We start from the raw sequence: 15,632 nt of genomic DNA, 5'->3' as shown, positions 1-15,632 counted from the left end.
GATGCTTCACTGTGCGACAAGCCGACGCCCGTGAAAATCGAAGAATTTTCCAGCACCCTTTCCATTTTGGAAAGGGTTGGAATTACGCTTCTTTCCGACCCGACATGAAGTTGAACAGGCGGACTGCCTCAGGCGACAGCGCTTCGAGAGACCGGGTGCCAATCCAGAGTGTCCTGATTGCCCGGTCGTCGACAAGCTGAACGGGCCGCAGGCCCGCGGCGAGAATCTCGTTTCGAACCGCGGCTTCAGGCAAGACGCCGATACCCAAGCCTTGCTCAATCATTCGGCAGATACCATCGAAACTGCTTACCTGGATGCGAACCTTGAGCGTCTGCTCAGCGGTGATTGCCGCGGCGAGTAAACGGGCGAGTAGTGAGCTTCCCTCGTTCAAGCCGACGTACTCGAAGTCGAGTGTGTCGACAAATGCGACCTGTTGAAGGGTCGCGAGCGGGTGGCCATTCGGCACGAGCAAGACAAGCTTGTCCTGCCTATAGACGGCCTTCTCAATATTTGGGGCTGGAACATTGTCCGCGAAGATGCCAATGTCGGCATCACCGCTTGTCACTGCGGCCACTATTTCTCCACTGAGCCGTTCCTCCAGCGAGATTTTGACGGTGGGGTTGTCGGAAAGGAAGATACGTACATCGCGCGGCAAAAATTGGACGATGGCGGAGGTGTTTGCCCACATCCGCACGTGCCCACGAACCCCCGTTGAATAGTCACTCATTTCGTTGGCCATGCGGTTTACGCGCTCAACCACCTGCCGTGCGTGGGCGAGCAACCCTTTGCCTGCAGCGGTCAGTTCGACGCCGCGCGGTTGCCGGAGGAGGAGCGTGCACTCGGTGCTTCGTTCGAGCTCAGCGATTCGCTTGCTGGCTGCAGACAGGGTCATGTTCGTGCGCTCAGCAGCTCTAGTCAGGCTACCGAGTTCGGCAACGACGATAAAGAGTCTGAGCGACTGCAGGTCGTAGTGAAAAAAGCTCGACATAGGGTGACCAATGGGAAGTTACATACATACTAGCTCAGCCGCTAGTTTTGAAACCGGAGCCTCAAGTTCGACGACTCGAAAGCAGAAGATATGGGCAGCAGAAAAGCGCTGCAGCGTTGCTATTCGATAGCAACATAAGCCACACATTCGCGACTGGACAGCTTGCGCTACATTTCCTTGGCAGTGCGCCTTGGACGGTTGCCACCGGCTCTCGTATTCTCAGGCCTTGAAAGCCCGCGCTTTCTTTGCGCGCAGTTCGCCTCCCGTTGGCAGCACCGCGTAACAGCTGGTGGAAATAGCGAATTCGTATCACAGAGATACCGAATCCGGACTGTACATATCAGATTCGAAACCTGAGGATATGCCGGGTAGGGTAAGCGGGACCATCAGATGACCGCACCATCAACTGACTGTATTGGGAGCATCCATGGTCGACGTCAAGCGGGAAAAGCTCGAACTGCTCGTTCACGGTGTGTCTTTGAGTATCGCGGCGATACATAGGCCCGGTGTAGGCGAGCCTGTAATTTTTCTCCATGGGTTCGGTTCTACCAAGGAAGACTACGCCGACATGGCGAGACTGCCAGCGTTTTCCGGACGCCCGTTCATTGCCTACGACGCGCCAGGCTGCGGCGAGAGCGAATGTAGCAATCTTTCGGCAGTATCTATGCCATTTCTCGTCGATACCGCACGAGGAGTGCTGACGCGTCTGGAGGTAGAGCAATTTCATCTGGTTGGGCACTCGATGGGCGGCCTTACGTCGCTAATGCTCGCTCACGAGGAAGGCGAACGCGTCCTAAGCTTCATCGACATCGAGGGCAACGTCGCACCTGAAGACTGCTTCTTGAGCAGGCAAATCACGAGCCATCCGTCCGACAACCCTTACCAGTTCTTTGCCGACTTCATCGACCGGAACTGGAAAGCCAACGACTTCTCGAGCTCTTTGTACGCGGCAAGCCTCCAACACAAGGTCCGTGCAGAAGCCGTTCACGGAATCTTTACGTCGATGGTTGAGCTTTCCGACCATGGCGACCTCCTTACGAAGTTCGTCGAACTGCCGTGTCGAAAGATGTTTATGTATGGCGAGCAGAATGCCGGCCTGTCCTACCTTTCGTGCTTGGAAGAATCGGGTGTGACGCTAGCATGCATTTCGGACTCCGGCCATTTTCCGATGTACTCCAACCCCGTCGAGATGTGGAAAAGAATCGCGTTCTTCCTTGGGTATGTCGTTCCCCAGTAACCATCAGGCCGAGACTCGACACGCCAAACTTTCCCGCTGCGTCGCCGTAAGGCAGTCATAGGCGCCTAAACACTCGAGGCGGGTCTGGTACGTGCGCGTTTTGCGTGCGAAACTACTGCATCGACCATCGGATGGTGGCGGTTCGGATTCCATGCAAGCGCAGCGGTCACGACCATGACGCGCTCCTTCAGCGGGCGGAAGACAACATTCTCGGAAGCAAGCTTGCGCGTTGACGCCGGCACGAGCGCGACTCCTTGCCCGCAGCCGACGTAAGCGATTTGTGACGTCACTGAGCGAACCTCGTGCAAGACCCGGGGTGCGAAGCCATGGGACTGGCAGACCGCCGTCAGAAAATCAAAGTAAGCCGGGCTCACCTGTCGCGAGGACATGACAAGTGATTCGTCGGCCAGTGACCGCAACCGGACCCGGGAGAGCTTTGCAAAGGGATGGTCCCGCGGCACCGCGACTGCAAGTCTGTCCTCGGCCAGTGGCATCGTTGCGATTCCATGGCCGACATTCCCATCCAGCCTCACAAACGCCACATCGAGTTCGCCTGCCTCCAGGGCCGGTACTGCCTCGACGCTGTCAATCTCCCGAATGAAGACCGTCAGGTCTGGGTATTCGTGCTTCAACGCATTCAAAACCTCAGGCACCGTTTCGAGCATGGCCGAAGTGATTGCGCCGACCTGCAGCACACCGGTCTGCCCAGCAGCGACCTCTCGCACTACTCGCTCAAGGCGCTCCACCTGGTCGGCGAACTGGCGAACGGCCGGCAGAATCGCGGCGCCGGCTGCGCTCAGTTGCGTGCCGCGGCGGGAGCGCTCGAACAGGTTTAATTTCAGCGACTGTTCGAGCACTTTTATCTGCTCCGTCAGCGGCGGCTGTGACATGTTTAAGCGCTGCGCGGCCCGCCCGAAGTGTTTCTCCTCGGCGACTGCAAGAAACATCCAAAGTTGGCGGATTAGACGGAAATCAATGGTTGCCATTTCAATGGACCTTATTGTCAAACCAATACCGGGTCTCGGACGGCCGGGGAATATTGGCTCCGTGCGGACGTGCTGAGTCATCCGTGAATCGTATCAGACAGATACCTGATTGCGAATTTACATATCAGGGCAATGAGCCGACGATTGGGTATCGTTCACTCGGACCATCGCCAAATGACCCATACTTCAACGCTTGACCGGCTGGCGTCACTCGACACCAACACAGTTTCTGATGCACTCGACTTCCTTGGTCTTCCAGGTGCGACCTATGGCTTGCGTCCACTCTGGGATTGCCCGAAGGTTGTCGGCCGGGCGAGCACCATCCTCCTTGGCCCCAAGACCGATGCGACTCCGACAGTTCACCTCATCTCGCCTGTTATCGACGCTGTAACAACGGATGACCGCGTTCTGGTTATCGGCGGTGGCCTGGAGGGAATCTCCTGCTGGGGAGACATCCTTGCTAATGCCGCAGTTGCGAAGAAAATTCGCGGCTCAATCATCGATGGCGTAAGCAGGGACATCGAGGGTAGCGAGTCCATCGGCTATCCGGTCTTCGGCCGCGGCGTCACGATGATAAGCGCCAGAAATCGCGTCGTTCAGATTGACTCCGGGAAGCCCGTCCAGATTGACGGGGTAACCGTGCACGAGGACGACTATGTGGTCGCCGACCGTTGCGGCACGGTATTTGTGCCTGCTTCTCGAATCGAAGAAATACTCGACTTGGGCGAGCGAATCACACGTCGGCAGGATGGCATGGTGGCCGCGGTTCGTGCGGGACGCTCCGTCGCCGAAGTGATGCACGACAAAGAATTCGAAGCAATTCGCACACAATAATCTTCCTCGGAGTGATGCACATGACGAACCCTCAGAAGGCGAGCGCAGAAGACAAAGAGTTGGTTGCGCTCTTCGATGGCCTCGACACCCCAGGCGTGTCGGACGCATTGGACCAGCTTGGTCTACATGGCCAGGCATTCAACATCGCGCCACTAGCCGACTATGCGTACCCCATCGTTGGACCGGCGTTCACGGTCAAGTACATACCCGCATCTGTTCCGCCGGGCACCGTCGGAGACTTCATCGACGACGTTGCAGAAGGTGATGTGGTCGTAATTGATAACGATGGCCGGACCGACTGCACGGTATGGGGTGACATCATGACCCAGTACGCTGGGTTGCGAGGAGTTGCTGGCACCGTCATTGACGGAGTCTGCCGTGATGTTAGTAAGGCGTTGGGCGACGGCTATCCGCTCTTCACGGCCGGTAGATTTATGCGTACAGGCAAAGACCGCGTGCAGGTCGAATCTGTCAACACGACAATCGCGGTCGGAACGGTACGAGTCGCTACTCGGGACATCGTGGTCGCTGACGCCAACGGGGTAGTCATTGTGCCGCGCGCCCGCGCTCGAGAAGTCGCCGAGGAGGCACGACAAATTGAATCTGTCGAAAGCTCCATCCGCGAACGTATCGCAAACGGCGCGACGATTCGCGAGGCGCGGACCGCACTCGGCTATCACACACTGCAACGGAAAGCATCATGACGAACACGACTATTGCTTACGATGAGGCGTCCCTTGCGCAAGCCCGGCGCCTTGGCACGTCCACCCTATATGAGGCGTCCGGAATTTCGACGGCCTCGGTGGACCCCGCGATTCGAACAGTTTAGCCCGGCGCATCGGTTGCTGGCGCGGCCTATCCTGTCGAGTGCGCGCCGGGTGACAACCTTGCGATTCACATCGCTATGGAACGTGTGCCACTTGGCAGCGTTCTCGTCGTATCGGCGTCCGGTTTCATAGCCGGCTACTGGGGGGAGGTGCTCACTGTCGCTGCTGAAGCAGCGGGCGTGGTGGGTTTGGTCATCGATGGTGGTGTACGAGACATTGCGGCGCTTACGGCGCGCAAATTCCCGGTGTTCGCGCGTGGCGTCTCTGAGCGCGGAACGCTAAAAGACAGCGTGCCGTCGGTTGGGCGCAGATTAAACTTTGCCGGTACGCCAGTAGCTCTTGGAGACCTGGTGGTGGCCGATGACGACGGCGTTATTGTTATCCCGGCGGAACGCGTCCAGTCGACTCTGTCAGACGGGCAGGCACGAGCCGATAAGGAGGTGAAAATGATGGACGCACTAGCTAGCGGTCGCTCCACTCTCGACCTGCTCGGCCTGTCAAATTGGAGGCAAGCCTGATGGCAGCGTCCGCTCACGAACTGAACCGTTTCCTTGCAGCAGCGAAGCCCTCGGCCACCTATGGTGTAATCGACCGGGTTGCGGCCAGGCGCGCACAAGGAGTCGATATCATATCCTTGAGCGCCGGCGAGCCGGACTTCGATACGCCTGAACACGTAAGAGAGGCGGGCATCGATGCAATTCGACGCGGCCACACCCGATATACGCAGGTCGCAGGCTTACGAGCGCTGCGCGAGACGGTGGCCGAAAAATTTCGTCGCGAAAACGACCTTGATGTCGACTGGCGGCAAACCATCGTTTGCACGGGCGGGAAGCAGGTCATCTTCAACGCGCTCGCCGCCACGCTCAATGAAGGCGACGAAGTCATCATTCCTGCACCGTACTGGGTGAGCTATCCGGAAATAGTTCAGCTATGTGGCGCAACGTCGATACTCGTCGAGTGCGGAGTACAAAGCGGTTTTAAGCTCACGTCGGAACTGCTTGAGGGAGCAATCACTTCTCGCACCCGATGGCTCATTCTCAATTCGCCCTCTAACCCGACCGGGGCTGTGTATAGCCGGTCGGAGTTGCTGGCATTAGCGCAGGTGCTCCTTGCTCACCCGCTGGTCATGGTTCTTTCGGACGACATTTACGAGCATCTCGTGTTCGATGACTTGGGGTTCTCTACTATCGCTCAGGTAGAGCCACGGTTACGCGACCGCGTTCTCACGATGAATGGAGTATCGAAGGCGTATGCAATGACCGGATGGCGAAATGGTTTCGGGACCGGTCCGACATGGCTTATTGATGCCATGGAGAAGCTCCAGGGGCAGCAAACGTCAGGTGCCTCCTCCATCTCGCAATATGCCGCCATGGCCGCGCTCAGCGGCCCACAGGACTTCGTTCGTGAATCGCGCTTAGCCTTCCAACACCGGCGCGACTATTTGGTGGCACAGCTCAATGCAGCGGAAGGCCTGCGATGCGAGATACCCCAGGGTGCGTTCTACGCGTTTGCCTCGTGCGAAGGACTTATTGGCAAGGTCACTCCGGCAGGCCTACGGCTGACGTCAGACGAAGACGTGGTCAATGGGCTGCTGGACCATGCGGGCGTCGCGACCGTTCACGGGAGTGCCTTCGGCCTTGGGCCATACATTCGTATCGCCTACGCGCTTGATGACGCGGCTTTGCACCGGGCGTGCGAATCAATCAAGCGATTCTGCGAAACCCTTTCGAACTGAGCTGCGCAGAAGGCTAACCGCCCGTCTGCATCGTCGAGTCCGGGTGTCGTGAACGCGAAGCTCGCGGTGGCCGACATCACAACCGGAATCACCGGCATCCTCGGCGAGCACATCGCCGACTATTATTGCTATGAGACGCTCGGTTGGGGAAAAGGATGGGAAGCGCACGACCAGGGGCTGCTCGGCAAATGGTCGCATGAGCCGGGCGCTGAGATGCCAGGGAAGCTGAATGACCACGGTAAGCTGAACAAGCTCTTCGATTTGCGGCCGCGAGGTCACGGCATTGATGGCGTCTGGCGCGCGAACCCGGGAACGAACGAAGGGAAGCCGTTTGCTATCGTGGAGGCGAAGTCGTCGAAGGTCGACAAGCCGATGAAGGACCCGGAAGGAAAGCGGAATATGTCGCCGAAGCTTGGCGTGGCATCACGCATCAAGGACGCAGTGCGCCCTAGAGCAGACGAGTTGCTTGAGCCTCCGGTGGATGCTGCTGGTGTTGCGCCGCCCCCTTGTTTCAGGGGGAAAAAGAGGGGCGGCAACGGACCAGTCAAGACTGGAGCCCCTTCGCCGGGCAACGCGCCGGCGGGCACAGCAAGTAGGCCTGCAGGTAAAAGGTTGCCCAGATGAGTGAGGATTGGATTTCACAGAACCTGGAAGGAGCGGTTGGTACGGGCCTGGCAATACATATTCTGAAAGGCGGATATGTCCGACATATCGTCTATGTTCCGTTTTACCTGCCCTGTGCGGTGAAGCACGAAGCAGCGTTGCTTGCCGGCAAGGAGCAGGACCATGGCGAACACGATATTCCGCCAACGCATCACTATCGTGAAGTGGAAGTGGCGGAAGCAGTGAGCTAAACAAAACATACGCATTGCCAACATGGCTTACGCTCGGACTGATTCATCAAGCGTTAGCTGTCGACGGTTTCGGGAGCGTAGTGCTTGACGACAAAAAGCCAAGGCGAATTCTCTCGAACCGGTTCACGGAGTCAGCGCGCGGTAGTTCGCTTTCATTATTCCTTGCAGCGGCCACACGAGCAAATTGGAGTACGCAGGAGCTACGAGCCGCCATCACGGCAGCCCGCGAAGTCGCTCGGATGGCGATTGTCCCCGAGGAGCGCACCCTCTACGCGGAATTGTTTGCAGCGACGACGGCCGGTTAAGCTGACTAGCGAATTTGCGCTCAGAATTGGTTTGACACCGGCCGTTCAATTGAGGGGGCGAACATGCTCACAACCGACGAATTCGCGTATTTCGCGTATGGCTCGAACATGTCGGCACGCCGATTGGTCGCAAGGGTGCCGTCTGCGAGGGTCGTCGCGTCAGGGTTCGTAAGCGGATGCAGACTCGCGTTCGACAAGGTTAGTATGGGCGGGTCGGGCAAATGCGATTGCGAGAACAGTGGGGTTGCTGGCGACAGAGTGTACGGTGTCATTTTCGGAGTGGCCTTGCGAGACCATCCGGTGCTCGACAGATTCGAGGGGGCAGGCGCGGGTTATGAATCTAAGACAGTACAGATTGAAACCGCTGCTGGCGGCTTGGCCGCGCTCACATACATCGCGACGAGCAAACGGTTGGGCCTAACGCCGTATCACTGGTACAAACAGCATGTATTCATTGGCGCCCGTGAGGCTGGCCTTCCAGCCAGCTATATTCGTGCCGTCGAAGCCGTCGCATCCGTTGACGACCCCCAGCACTCAAGGGCCGAGAAGGAGGCTCGTCTGTACGACTGATTGGGCAAGGGCGCTAGGCCAGATGTTGTTTGCAACTGGCTTTTTTTAGGCCAGCTTTGTTTGCGATGCCGGCAGCTAAGTCTTTGATTTTGCAACGGGTAGATTTGACGCAGATACAACTCTCTTGTATCCAATTGCCATTGTAATTGTTGCAACGCCCTAGAAGACGCCATTCGCCCGGATGTTTGTTGTTGCGCTTGCGTGGCCATTGCGCAATCAAATCAGCCGGTTAGCGAGATTGGGACGAGAAGCCCCTCCAAGTTGGGCCAGTTTGTTTTGTGAAAAGCTAGCTGGGACAGGTTTGATTGCGATAGGACAGGTATTGTTTGCGTGCCACCAGCACGCTGGAACTGCTGTTGGATGCGAGGTGCCGGGTGGTAACATTTGTTGTCATCCTTATCGACCGTTCGCCCGGTACATCCGCATGCCAGACAGTTTCGACCAGCTCGCCGCCCTGATCCGGGCGCGCTTTTCCGAACTGAGTCCGCAGTTTCAGATGGGAGCGGGTTTCCTGCTCGACCATCCCGACGAGGTTGCGGTCTCGTCCATGCGCAAAGTGGCGGAACGGGCGCAGGTGCAACCGGCTTCGCTGGTGCGCCTGTCGCAGCAACTCGGTTTCCCAGGTTGGAACGAATTGCGCAACCTGTTCGTCGCGCGCGTGCGCACGCGGCCCGAGCCGCTTACGAGCCGCGCGCGTTCGCTCGTCAAATCGAAAGACGCGCTGGCGAACGATCTGCTGGTCGCTCAACAACACAATCTCGAGGTCACCGCCGCGCATAACGGCCGTGTAATCGTGGAAGCCGCGCGTCTGCTGCGGCGCGCGCCGCATGTGCACGTGGCCGGCTTCCGCTCCTGTTACGCCGTCGCATTCGGCCTCGTGTACGGTTACCGGCTGTTCCGTTCCTCGGTGTCCCTGCTCAACGGCGAGGCCGGCACGCTGGAAATGCAGTTGCGCACGATCGAGCGCGACAGCGCGACCATCGTGATCAGCTTCGCGCCGTATTCGGTGGAAGCCGCGCGCGTAGCTGAAGCCGCGCTGGAAAAGGGCAGCAAGCTGATTGCCATCACCGACAGCGCCGTATCGCCGATCGCCTTGAACGCCGACAAGGTGCTGATCTTTTCACACGAGAGTCCTTCGTTCTTTCCATCGCTGGTGGCGGCTACGGCGTTGGCCGAATCGCTGGTCGCGCATCTGCTTGCGCTGGAAGGCGCGGATGCGGTCGAACAACTCGCCATCGCCGAGCAGTCGCTGCACGCGAAGGGCGCGTACGTGCCTTGAACATTCCCGTCTGGATCGAGCGGAGATCGTGCGCGACGCAGCTCCGCTCTATCTGGTTCGGCGTCGCGGCGTTTGACAACAAATGTTGTTTTAACGTATAAATACGTACCGATTGTTGAATGGGTGCGAATGGTGGCGTCGAAGCAGGGTTTGAGTCTTTTGCTGGTGAGCGGCGAGCCGTATGACATCGGCTACCAGTTAGGTGAGTTCGCGCGTCCGGTTTTCGGCGACTACATGAAACAGAGCGGCGCATGGCAGGCGGTTCGGCGCTGGCGCGGCACTCCGTTCGTGCGGGAACTGCGCGACGCGGCGCAGGCGCATTTCCCGGCGCTGCTCGCTGAACTCGACGGCATGGCGGCGGGCCTCGGCTGGCCGGCGGAAGACGTGTTTCTCTGGAACTGCCGCGGCGAACTGATTCACAACGCGCCGGACGGTTGCACCACGTTGGCGGCGGTCGTTGGCGACACGCGCTTCATCGCGCATAACGAAGACGGCGATCCGTTTCTGCGCGAGCGTTGCGCGCTGGTCGAGGTTCGGCCGGCCGGCAAGCCTGGCTTCGTGAGTTTCTATTACCCCGGATCGCTGCCGGGACACACCTTTGCCGTGAGCCGCGCCGGCGTCGTCCAGGCGATCAACAATTTGCGCATTCGCACGCCCGTTGCCGGCGTGCCGCGCATGATCCTCGCGCGTGCCGTACTCGATGCGGCTTCGCTCGACGAAGCGTTGCACATTCTGCGCGACACGCCGGCCGCGAGCGGCTTTCATCACACGCTCGGCTGTGCGGGCGACGCGCGCATCTTCAGCGTCGAAGCAAGCGCGCAGCGATGTTCCGTGCAAACCGTGCCGCACCGCTACGGCCACGCGAACCACATGATTCATCGCGGCTGCGAAGCCGAAGCGCAAATCGTCACGGATTCCTCGCGAGACCGTCAATTGCGTGTGGAGGCCTTGTTGCCCGCGATCGCCCACCCGTTGCAACCCGCCGCCTTGCTCGACGTCTTACACGATCGCGCGCCCTCGGGTTTGCCGATCTACCGCGACGATCCGCTCGATCCGGACGACGAAAACACGCTCGCCACCGCGCTCTTCGACATCGGCATTGCCGGTGTGTCGATGAAAGTTTACCGGCAAGGGCAGTGCGCATTCGACACCTTCATCGCCCGCACGGCATCTGAACAAGCCGGCGCCTAAGCGCTTGCGGAAACCACAGGAACCGAACACCATGACCACCGTTTTTCATCGCTCGCCGAAACAGTCGCTGCCGGTCGCCGTCGCGGGCGACGGCATCGAGATCATCGATTCCACCGGCAAGCGCTATATCGACGCGTCCGGCGGCGCCGCCGTCTCGTGTCTCGGCCATAGCAACCAGCGCGTGATCGACGCGATCAAACGGCAGTCGCAGCAGTTGCCGTACGCGCACACGTCGTTCTTCACCACCGCGCCCGCCGAAGAACTCGCCGACCGCCTGGTGGCGAGCGCGCCGCAAGGGCTCGAGCATGTGTACTTCGTGTCCGGCGGATCGGAGGCGATCGAGGCGGCGCTGAAACTCGCGCGCCAGTATTTCGTGGAGAAGGGCGAGCCGCAGCGCCGCCATTTCATCGCGCGTCGCCAGAGCTATCACGGCAATACGCTGGGCGCGCTGGCGATCGGCGGCAATGCGTGGCGCCGCGAGCCGTTCCTGCCGATCCTGATCGAAGCGCATCACGTGAGTCCGTGTTACGCGTACCGCGAGCAACGTGCCGACGAAACCGAAGAGGGCTTCGCGCAGCGTCTCGCCGACGAACTGGAGCAGAAGATTCTCGAACTCGGCGCGGACACGGTCGCCGCCTTCGTCGCGGAAACGGTGGTCGGCGCGACGGCCGGCGCCGTGCCGCCGGTGCGCGAGTACTTCCGCAAGATTCGCGCGGTCTGCGATCGCTACGGCGTCCTGCTGATTCTCGACGAGATCATGTCGGGCATGGGCCGCACCGGCTACCTGTATGCCTGTGAGGAAGACGGCGTCGCGCCGGATATCCTGACCATCGCCAAAGGGCTCGGCGCCGGCTATCAACCGATCGGCGCGACGCTGGTGAGCGAGCGGATTTATCAGGCGATCGTCGGCGGCTCGGGGTTCTTTCAGCATGGCCATACCTACATCGGCCACGCTACGGCCTGCGCCGCGGCGCTCGAAGTGCAACGCGTGATCGAGGAAGACAAGCTGCTGCCCAATGTGCTGGCGCGCGGCGAACAATTGCGTGGCCGGCTGCGCGAGCACTACGCGCAGCATGCGCATATCGGCGACGTGCGCGGACGGGGGCTGTTCGTCGGCGTCGAGCTGGTCAAGGACCGCGCCAGCAAAACGCCGTTCGACGCCGGCCTCAAGCTGCACGCGGCAATCCGGCGCGAGACGTTCGCGCGTGGTTTGATGGTGTATCCGATGGGCGGCACGGTCGACGGCCAGATCGGCGATCATGTGCTGCTGGCGCCGCCGTTCATCTGCACCGAGCGCGACATCGACGAAATCGTCAGCCGGTTCACGGATTCGGTCAGCGGCGCGCTGTTGTCCGCCATCTGAGAACTACGACACCACCACGACTTGCGAGAACGATGATGACCGAGCGTTTGCCTCACTTCGACCTGTCCGACGCCACGCCCGAACAGAAAACGGTGCTCGACGAAATTCTGTCCGGCCCGCGCGGCAATCTGAACGGGCCGTTCCTTGGCTGGATTCATAGCCCGGAACTGGCTCAGCAGGCGCAGCGCCTGGGCGCGTTCTGCCGCTATCGGACGGGTTTGCCGCTCCGCCTGTCGGAGCTGGCGATTCTGGTGACCGCGGCGCGCTGGCAGGCGCAGGCGGAGTGGTACATCCACTATCCGATCGCGCTGCAAGCCGGCGTGTCCGAAGCGGATGCCGAGACGATTCGCCAGGGAGAGCACCCGGATTTCGCGGACGCCGACGACGCGTTGATTCACGACTTCGCGAGCGAGCTTTATGACACGAAGCGCGTTTCGGACGCGATCTATGCGAAGGCGGTCGAACGCTTCGGGCATCAGGTGGTGATCAATCTGGTGGGCCTGCTCGGCTATTACGCGTTGGTGGCAATGACGCTGAACGTGTTCGGCATGCGCGCGGTGGGGCAGGAGAGCTTGCCGTTCGCTGAGTAGTGCGGGCGGCATGGCGGCGCCGTTATGCAATTGCTCGGGCGGCGTAGCAGGAGCGAACTTCGACACAGCAGGCTAAGGCGTGGTTAGTAGCGAGGCGCGGCCAGCTTTGGCATCGAACGCCGCCTCTTTTACAGCGCATTCGCCCAACTTTTCCGCCACGCAACACAAAGCAAAGCGCCCCGATTGCGAACTTCGCAACCGGGGCGCTTTTTTACTGCGACTACACCTTCACCTTCCATGCACTGACTATACCGGCGAGAACCGCGCCGCCAACCGGGCGGCTTACCGGCTTACTGACCGCGATACGTCGAGAACAGGCGTTGCTGCACGGAGTCCCGCGCGCCGGCATCCGACGAAGCTGCCTTCACGCCGCCGACGTCCTGCGAACCCTGCGCCTCGGCGGCCACTGTCGTAGCGTTTTGCGGCACGGCCTTCGGATAGTCGGTGTCGTTCTGATTCAGAAGGCCCGCTTTTTGCGCGGCAACCAGCTCAGCGCGCACTTGTGCGCGGGTCACCGGACCATTGGCCTGCTGGGCGAACGAAACAGCCGGGACGATAAGCGCGGATGCAATAACGACTGCGGAAATAAGCGATTTCATGATGACCTCCTGGATTCGATTGTTGATGTGATCGGTTCAATGCTGCGGTGCCGATCCGTTGAAGCCAGTCTATTTCCTACGAGATCAGTGAAAAAGCGGCTTTCGGAGGAAAGATTATTACTGTTATCGAAATAATTGCTGGGATGGCTTCTCTTTTGATCGATTGCCGGCGTCGTCACGACGCTGGCACACGGAAGCGCCTATGATGAAGTTCGGTCCAGCCCGCGCCCGCAGTGGTGCGCGACACTCGCGACCGATGCCGAAACCGCAAATCCTGGGCTGGACCGTTGCGGTGGGCATCAGATTCGGTCGTATTGCGCGCGAAGCAGGCACAAACAGGAGAGAGCGATGAAGCGCAAGGCATCAGCAGTCTGGCAAGGCGGCCTGCAAGACGGCAAGGGCTCGATTTCCACCGACAGCGGCGTCCTCAAGGAGACCCAATACTCGTTTTCGACACGCTTCGCGGACGGCATCGGCACGAACCCGGAAGAGCTGATTGCGGCTGCGCATGCGGGATGTTTCTCGATGGCGCTGTCGGCGGAACTGGGCAAGGCCGGCATCACGCCCGAGCGCATCGGCACGACGGCCACCGTCACGCTTGATAAGGACGGCGGCGGTTTCGCGATCACCGCGGTGCATCTCGACGTGGCCGTGAAAATCCCCGGCGGTGACAAAGCCGCCTTCGAGAAGGCGACCGCCGACGCCAAGGCCGGTTGCCCGGTGTCGAAAGTGCTGAACGCCACGATCACGATGGACGCGAAGCTCGAAACCTGAGTCGAGTTTTTGCTGGTGATCTAGCAGCGATTAAACCGGCGCACGGGTCAAGCCCGGCGCCGGTTTTTGTCTACTCGCCTTGGTTAGAGATGCCGATGCCGCTACAACTGCGCCTTCTTGCAGCGCGACGAAACCGGCTTGGCGCGAAGACGAGGCCACTCCATTCGGCCCGGTCTTAGACAAGGCTCATCTAAGCGTTTTCCCCTCGGCCTGCTGAACGGTATGAATTGCGGCAGGCGTCCCTTTGACCCGGCTTCTCACGAGCTTGTCGAGGTCGAAAGTGGAAGTCTTGCCGACGCTCGGCAGACAATCGCGCACCCATGTGTCCGCCGTGGCATGGCCCGCGTGTCGCAAGGCTCGGAAGAATTCGATGGAGGGCGTGTTCTTCGATGCCGCGCCGATCTCGTCCATGAAGCGGTCGGCGCGAATCACGTGAAAGCGCTTGGGCGTGTAGGCCTTTCCGCGATGAACGAGGCCGGGGTTTTCAGCGGCGAGTTCGTTGATCAACTGGATCTGACGGACTTCCGTGACCCACGACGCGCCGAAGCTGACTTCGTTGATCCGGTTGTTGATCTCGCTGGGGCGCTCAGGCGGGCCATGTTTCGTACAGAGCGGATCGATGAGAACGCTCAGAATGTCGTCGACACACTCGACGAGCGGCGCGAGCGCCGGATTGGCCATGTACCCGCCGTCCCAATAGAATTCGCCGCCTATTTGCACCGCCTCGAAGAGCGTGGGAAAGCATGCGGAGGCCATCAGCGCCTTCGCCGAAATTTCGCCGGGTTCGAAGATGCGCAATGCGGTCAGGTTGACGTTGGTCGCCGCCACGTAGAGCCTGGGCACGGCGCCCTTCGGGTCATTGACGACCTCGAAATCCGGAATCACGGTTTCCATGATCGAGCCAAGGGAATTGGTCAGCCATGGCATCGCATACGGAGAGGCAAACGGCTGGAGCATGCTTTGCGCGAGTATCGCGGGATTGAGATCGACATTCCAGCGCGCGGGAGACTTCAGCAGATCCTTGGGGAAGTTATAGAACGGCTGCCACTTCGAACTGGCGCCGACCAGCGTCCAGAGTTGTTCGAGCGACCGTTTGGCATCGGTCGGACTTCTGCTTAGGCCGTATGTGCAGGCCGCGGCGTTGAGCGCTCCGCCGCTCGCGCCGCTGATCGCGAGAATCGAAAGTGTCCCGCGCTCGACTTCGTCCAGCAGCCGGTCGAGTACACCCCACGTGAACGCCGCGTGCGCGCCGCCGCCCTGGAGGGCAAGACCGATCGTGGGAATGTCTTTTGTCGTTGCCATTCTGACCTCCGTTGTGCGGTCGCCCAGCAGTCGTCGAACTCATAGGGGAAAACGAAAGTGCCGACGCGGTTTTAACCGTTGTACTGCACTGCACGATTTTCCGCCATGCCGCCGGCGCTCCGCGCCTTCGTGCTTTCGTGCCGTGCCCTACGGAAACTCGTCTTGCTTTCTTGAACGGTTAGTCATAATATCCGCTGA

The 15,632-nt window shown here is 60.0% G+C and carries 16 protein-coding genes and 1 pseudogene; 13 read left to right on the top strand and 4 right to left on the bottom strand.

Annotation, left to right across the window (positions count from 1 at the left end; genetic code table 11):
* Window positions 1-82: 82 nt before the first annotated feature.
* A complete protein-coding gene (locus tag P0D80_RS38605) occupies window positions 83-988 on the bottom strand; it encodes a LysR substrate-binding domain-containing protein (protein WP_408291661.1) in 906 nt (301 codons plus the stop codon).
* Between the two features lie 427 nt (window positions 989-1,415).
* On the opposite strand from P0D80_RS38605, the gene P0D80_RS38600 reads away from it, so the two are divergent.
* On the top strand, window positions 1,416-2,225 hold the full coding sequence (locus P0D80_RS38600) for an alpha/beta fold hydrolase (RefSeq protein WP_408179965.1): 810 nt from the start codon (window positions 1,416-1,418) through the stop codon (window positions 2,223-2,225).
* Between the two features lie 65 nt (window positions 2,226-2,290).
* Here P0D80_RS38600 and P0D80_RS38595 read toward each other — a convergent pair whose 3' ends face one another.
* A complete protein-coding gene (locus P0D80_RS38595; protein WP_408179966.1) occupies window positions 2,291-3,211 on the bottom strand; it encodes a LysR substrate-binding domain-containing protein in 921 nt (306 codons plus the stop codon).
* Between the two features lie 174 nt (window positions 3,212-3,385).
* Here P0D80_RS38595 and P0D80_RS38590 point away from each other — a divergent pair, with 174 nt between their 5' ends.
* The 11 genes and pseudogenes from P0D80_RS38590 (at window position 3,386) to P0D80_RS38540 (ending at window position 12,759) form a co-directional block, all read left to right on the top strand.
* Window positions 3,386-4,045, top strand: coding sequence for an RraA family protein (locus P0D80_RS38590; protein WP_408291658.1), 660 nt, complete (start codon window positions 3,386-3,388; stop codon window positions 4,043-4,045).
* Window positions 4,046-4,065: 20 nt separating this feature from the next.
* On the top strand, window positions 4,066-4,749 hold the full coding sequence (locus tag P0D80_RS38585; RefSeq protein WP_408291656.1) for an RraA family protein: 684 nt from the start codon (window positions 4,066-4,068) through the stop codon (window positions 4,747-4,749).
* Window positions 4,750-4,898: 149 nt separating this feature from the next.
* A pseudogene (locus P0D80_RS38580) lies at window positions 4,899-5,390 on the top strand (RraA family protein); the annotation flags it as partial.
* Entirely contained in the window at window positions 5,390-6,607 is a 1,218-nt protein-coding gene (locus P0D80_RS38575; RefSeq protein ID WP_408291654.1) for a pyridoxal phosphate-dependent aminotransferase, read from the top strand. The pseudogene P0D80_RS38580 and the gene P0D80_RS38575, both read left to right, overlap by 1 nt.
* Window positions 6,608-6,655: 48 nt before the next feature.
* Complete coding sequence (locus P0D80_RS38570; RefSeq protein ID WP_408179971.1) at window positions 6,656-7,231, top strand: hypothetical protein; 576 nt, start codon at window positions 6,656-6,658, stop codon at window positions 7,229-7,231.
* A complete protein-coding gene (locus P0D80_RS38565) occupies window positions 7,228-7,461 on the top strand; it encodes a hypothetical protein (protein ID WP_408179972.1) in 234 nt (77 codons plus the stop codon). Before P0D80_RS38570 ends, P0D80_RS38565 begins: the two co-directional genes overlap by 4 nt.
* 368 nt (window positions 7,462-7,829) lie before the next feature.
* The gene (locus P0D80_RS38560) at window positions 7,830-8,336 is read left to right on the top strand and encodes a gamma-glutamylcyclotransferase family protein (protein WP_408179973.1); all 507 of its coding nucleotides are present in this window, start codon (window positions 7,830-7,832) and stop codon (window positions 8,334-8,336) included.
* A 424-nt stretch (window positions 8,337-8,760) separates the two neighbouring features.
* Entirely contained in the window at window positions 8,761-9,615 is an 855-nt protein-coding gene (locus tag P0D80_RS38555; RefSeq protein ID WP_012427335.1) for a MurR/RpiR family transcriptional regulator, read from the top strand.
* Window positions 9,616-9,744: 129 nt separating this feature from the next.
* On the top strand, window positions 9,745-10,806 hold the full coding sequence (locus tag P0D80_RS38550) for a C45 family autoproteolytic acyltransferase/hydrolase (protein WP_408291650.1): 1,062 nt from the start codon (window positions 9,745-9,747) through the stop codon (window positions 10,804-10,806).
* 31 nt (window positions 10,807-10,837) lie between these two features.
* Entirely contained in the window at window positions 10,838-12,169 is a 1,332-nt protein-coding gene (locus P0D80_RS38545; protein ID WP_408291648.1) for an aspartate aminotransferase family protein, read from the top strand.
* 35 nt (window positions 12,170-12,204) lie between these two features.
* Window positions 12,205-12,759 carry a carboxymuconolactone decarboxylase family protein gene (locus P0D80_RS38540; protein WP_408291646.1) on the top strand — a complete coding sequence of 185 codons (555 nt, stop codon included), beginning with the start codon at window positions 12,205-12,207 and terminating at the stop codon, window positions 12,757-12,759.
* A 290-nt stretch (window positions 12,760-13,049) separates the two neighbouring features.
* Here P0D80_RS38540 and P0D80_RS38535 read toward each other — a convergent pair whose 3' ends face one another.
* Window positions 13,050-13,358 carry a DUF4148 domain-containing protein gene (locus tag P0D80_RS38535; protein ID WP_132377423.1) on the bottom strand — a complete coding sequence of 103 codons (309 nt, stop codon included), beginning with the start codon at window positions 13,356-13,358 and terminating at the stop codon, window positions 13,050-13,052.
* Window positions 13,359-13,706: 348 nt separating this feature from the next.
* Between P0D80_RS38535 and P0D80_RS38530 the strand changes: the two genes are divergently transcribed.
* The gene (locus P0D80_RS38530; protein WP_011492126.1) at window positions 13,707-14,132 is read left to right on the top strand and encodes an OsmC family protein; all 426 of its coding nucleotides are present in this window, start codon (window positions 13,707-13,709) and stop codon (window positions 14,130-14,132) included.
* A 186-nt stretch (window positions 14,133-14,318) separates the two neighbouring features.
* Here P0D80_RS38530 and P0D80_RS38525 read toward each other — a convergent pair whose 3' ends face one another.
* On the bottom strand, window positions 14,319-15,434 hold the full coding sequence (locus P0D80_RS38525; protein WP_408291643.1) for a patatin-like phospholipase family protein: 1,116 nt from the start codon (window positions 15,432-15,434) through the stop codon (window positions 14,319-14,321).
* Window positions 15,435-15,632: the final 198 nt, after the last annotated feature.

This window comes from Paraburkholderia sp. RL17-373-BIF-A, from assembly GCF_046030175.1.
Taxonomy (GTDB): Bacteria; Pseudomonadota; Gammaproteobacteria; order Burkholderiales; family Burkholderiaceae; genus Paraburkholderia.
Note: the sequence above shows the minus strand (reverse complement) of the source record. Positions and strands in the feature narration are given on the sequence as shown.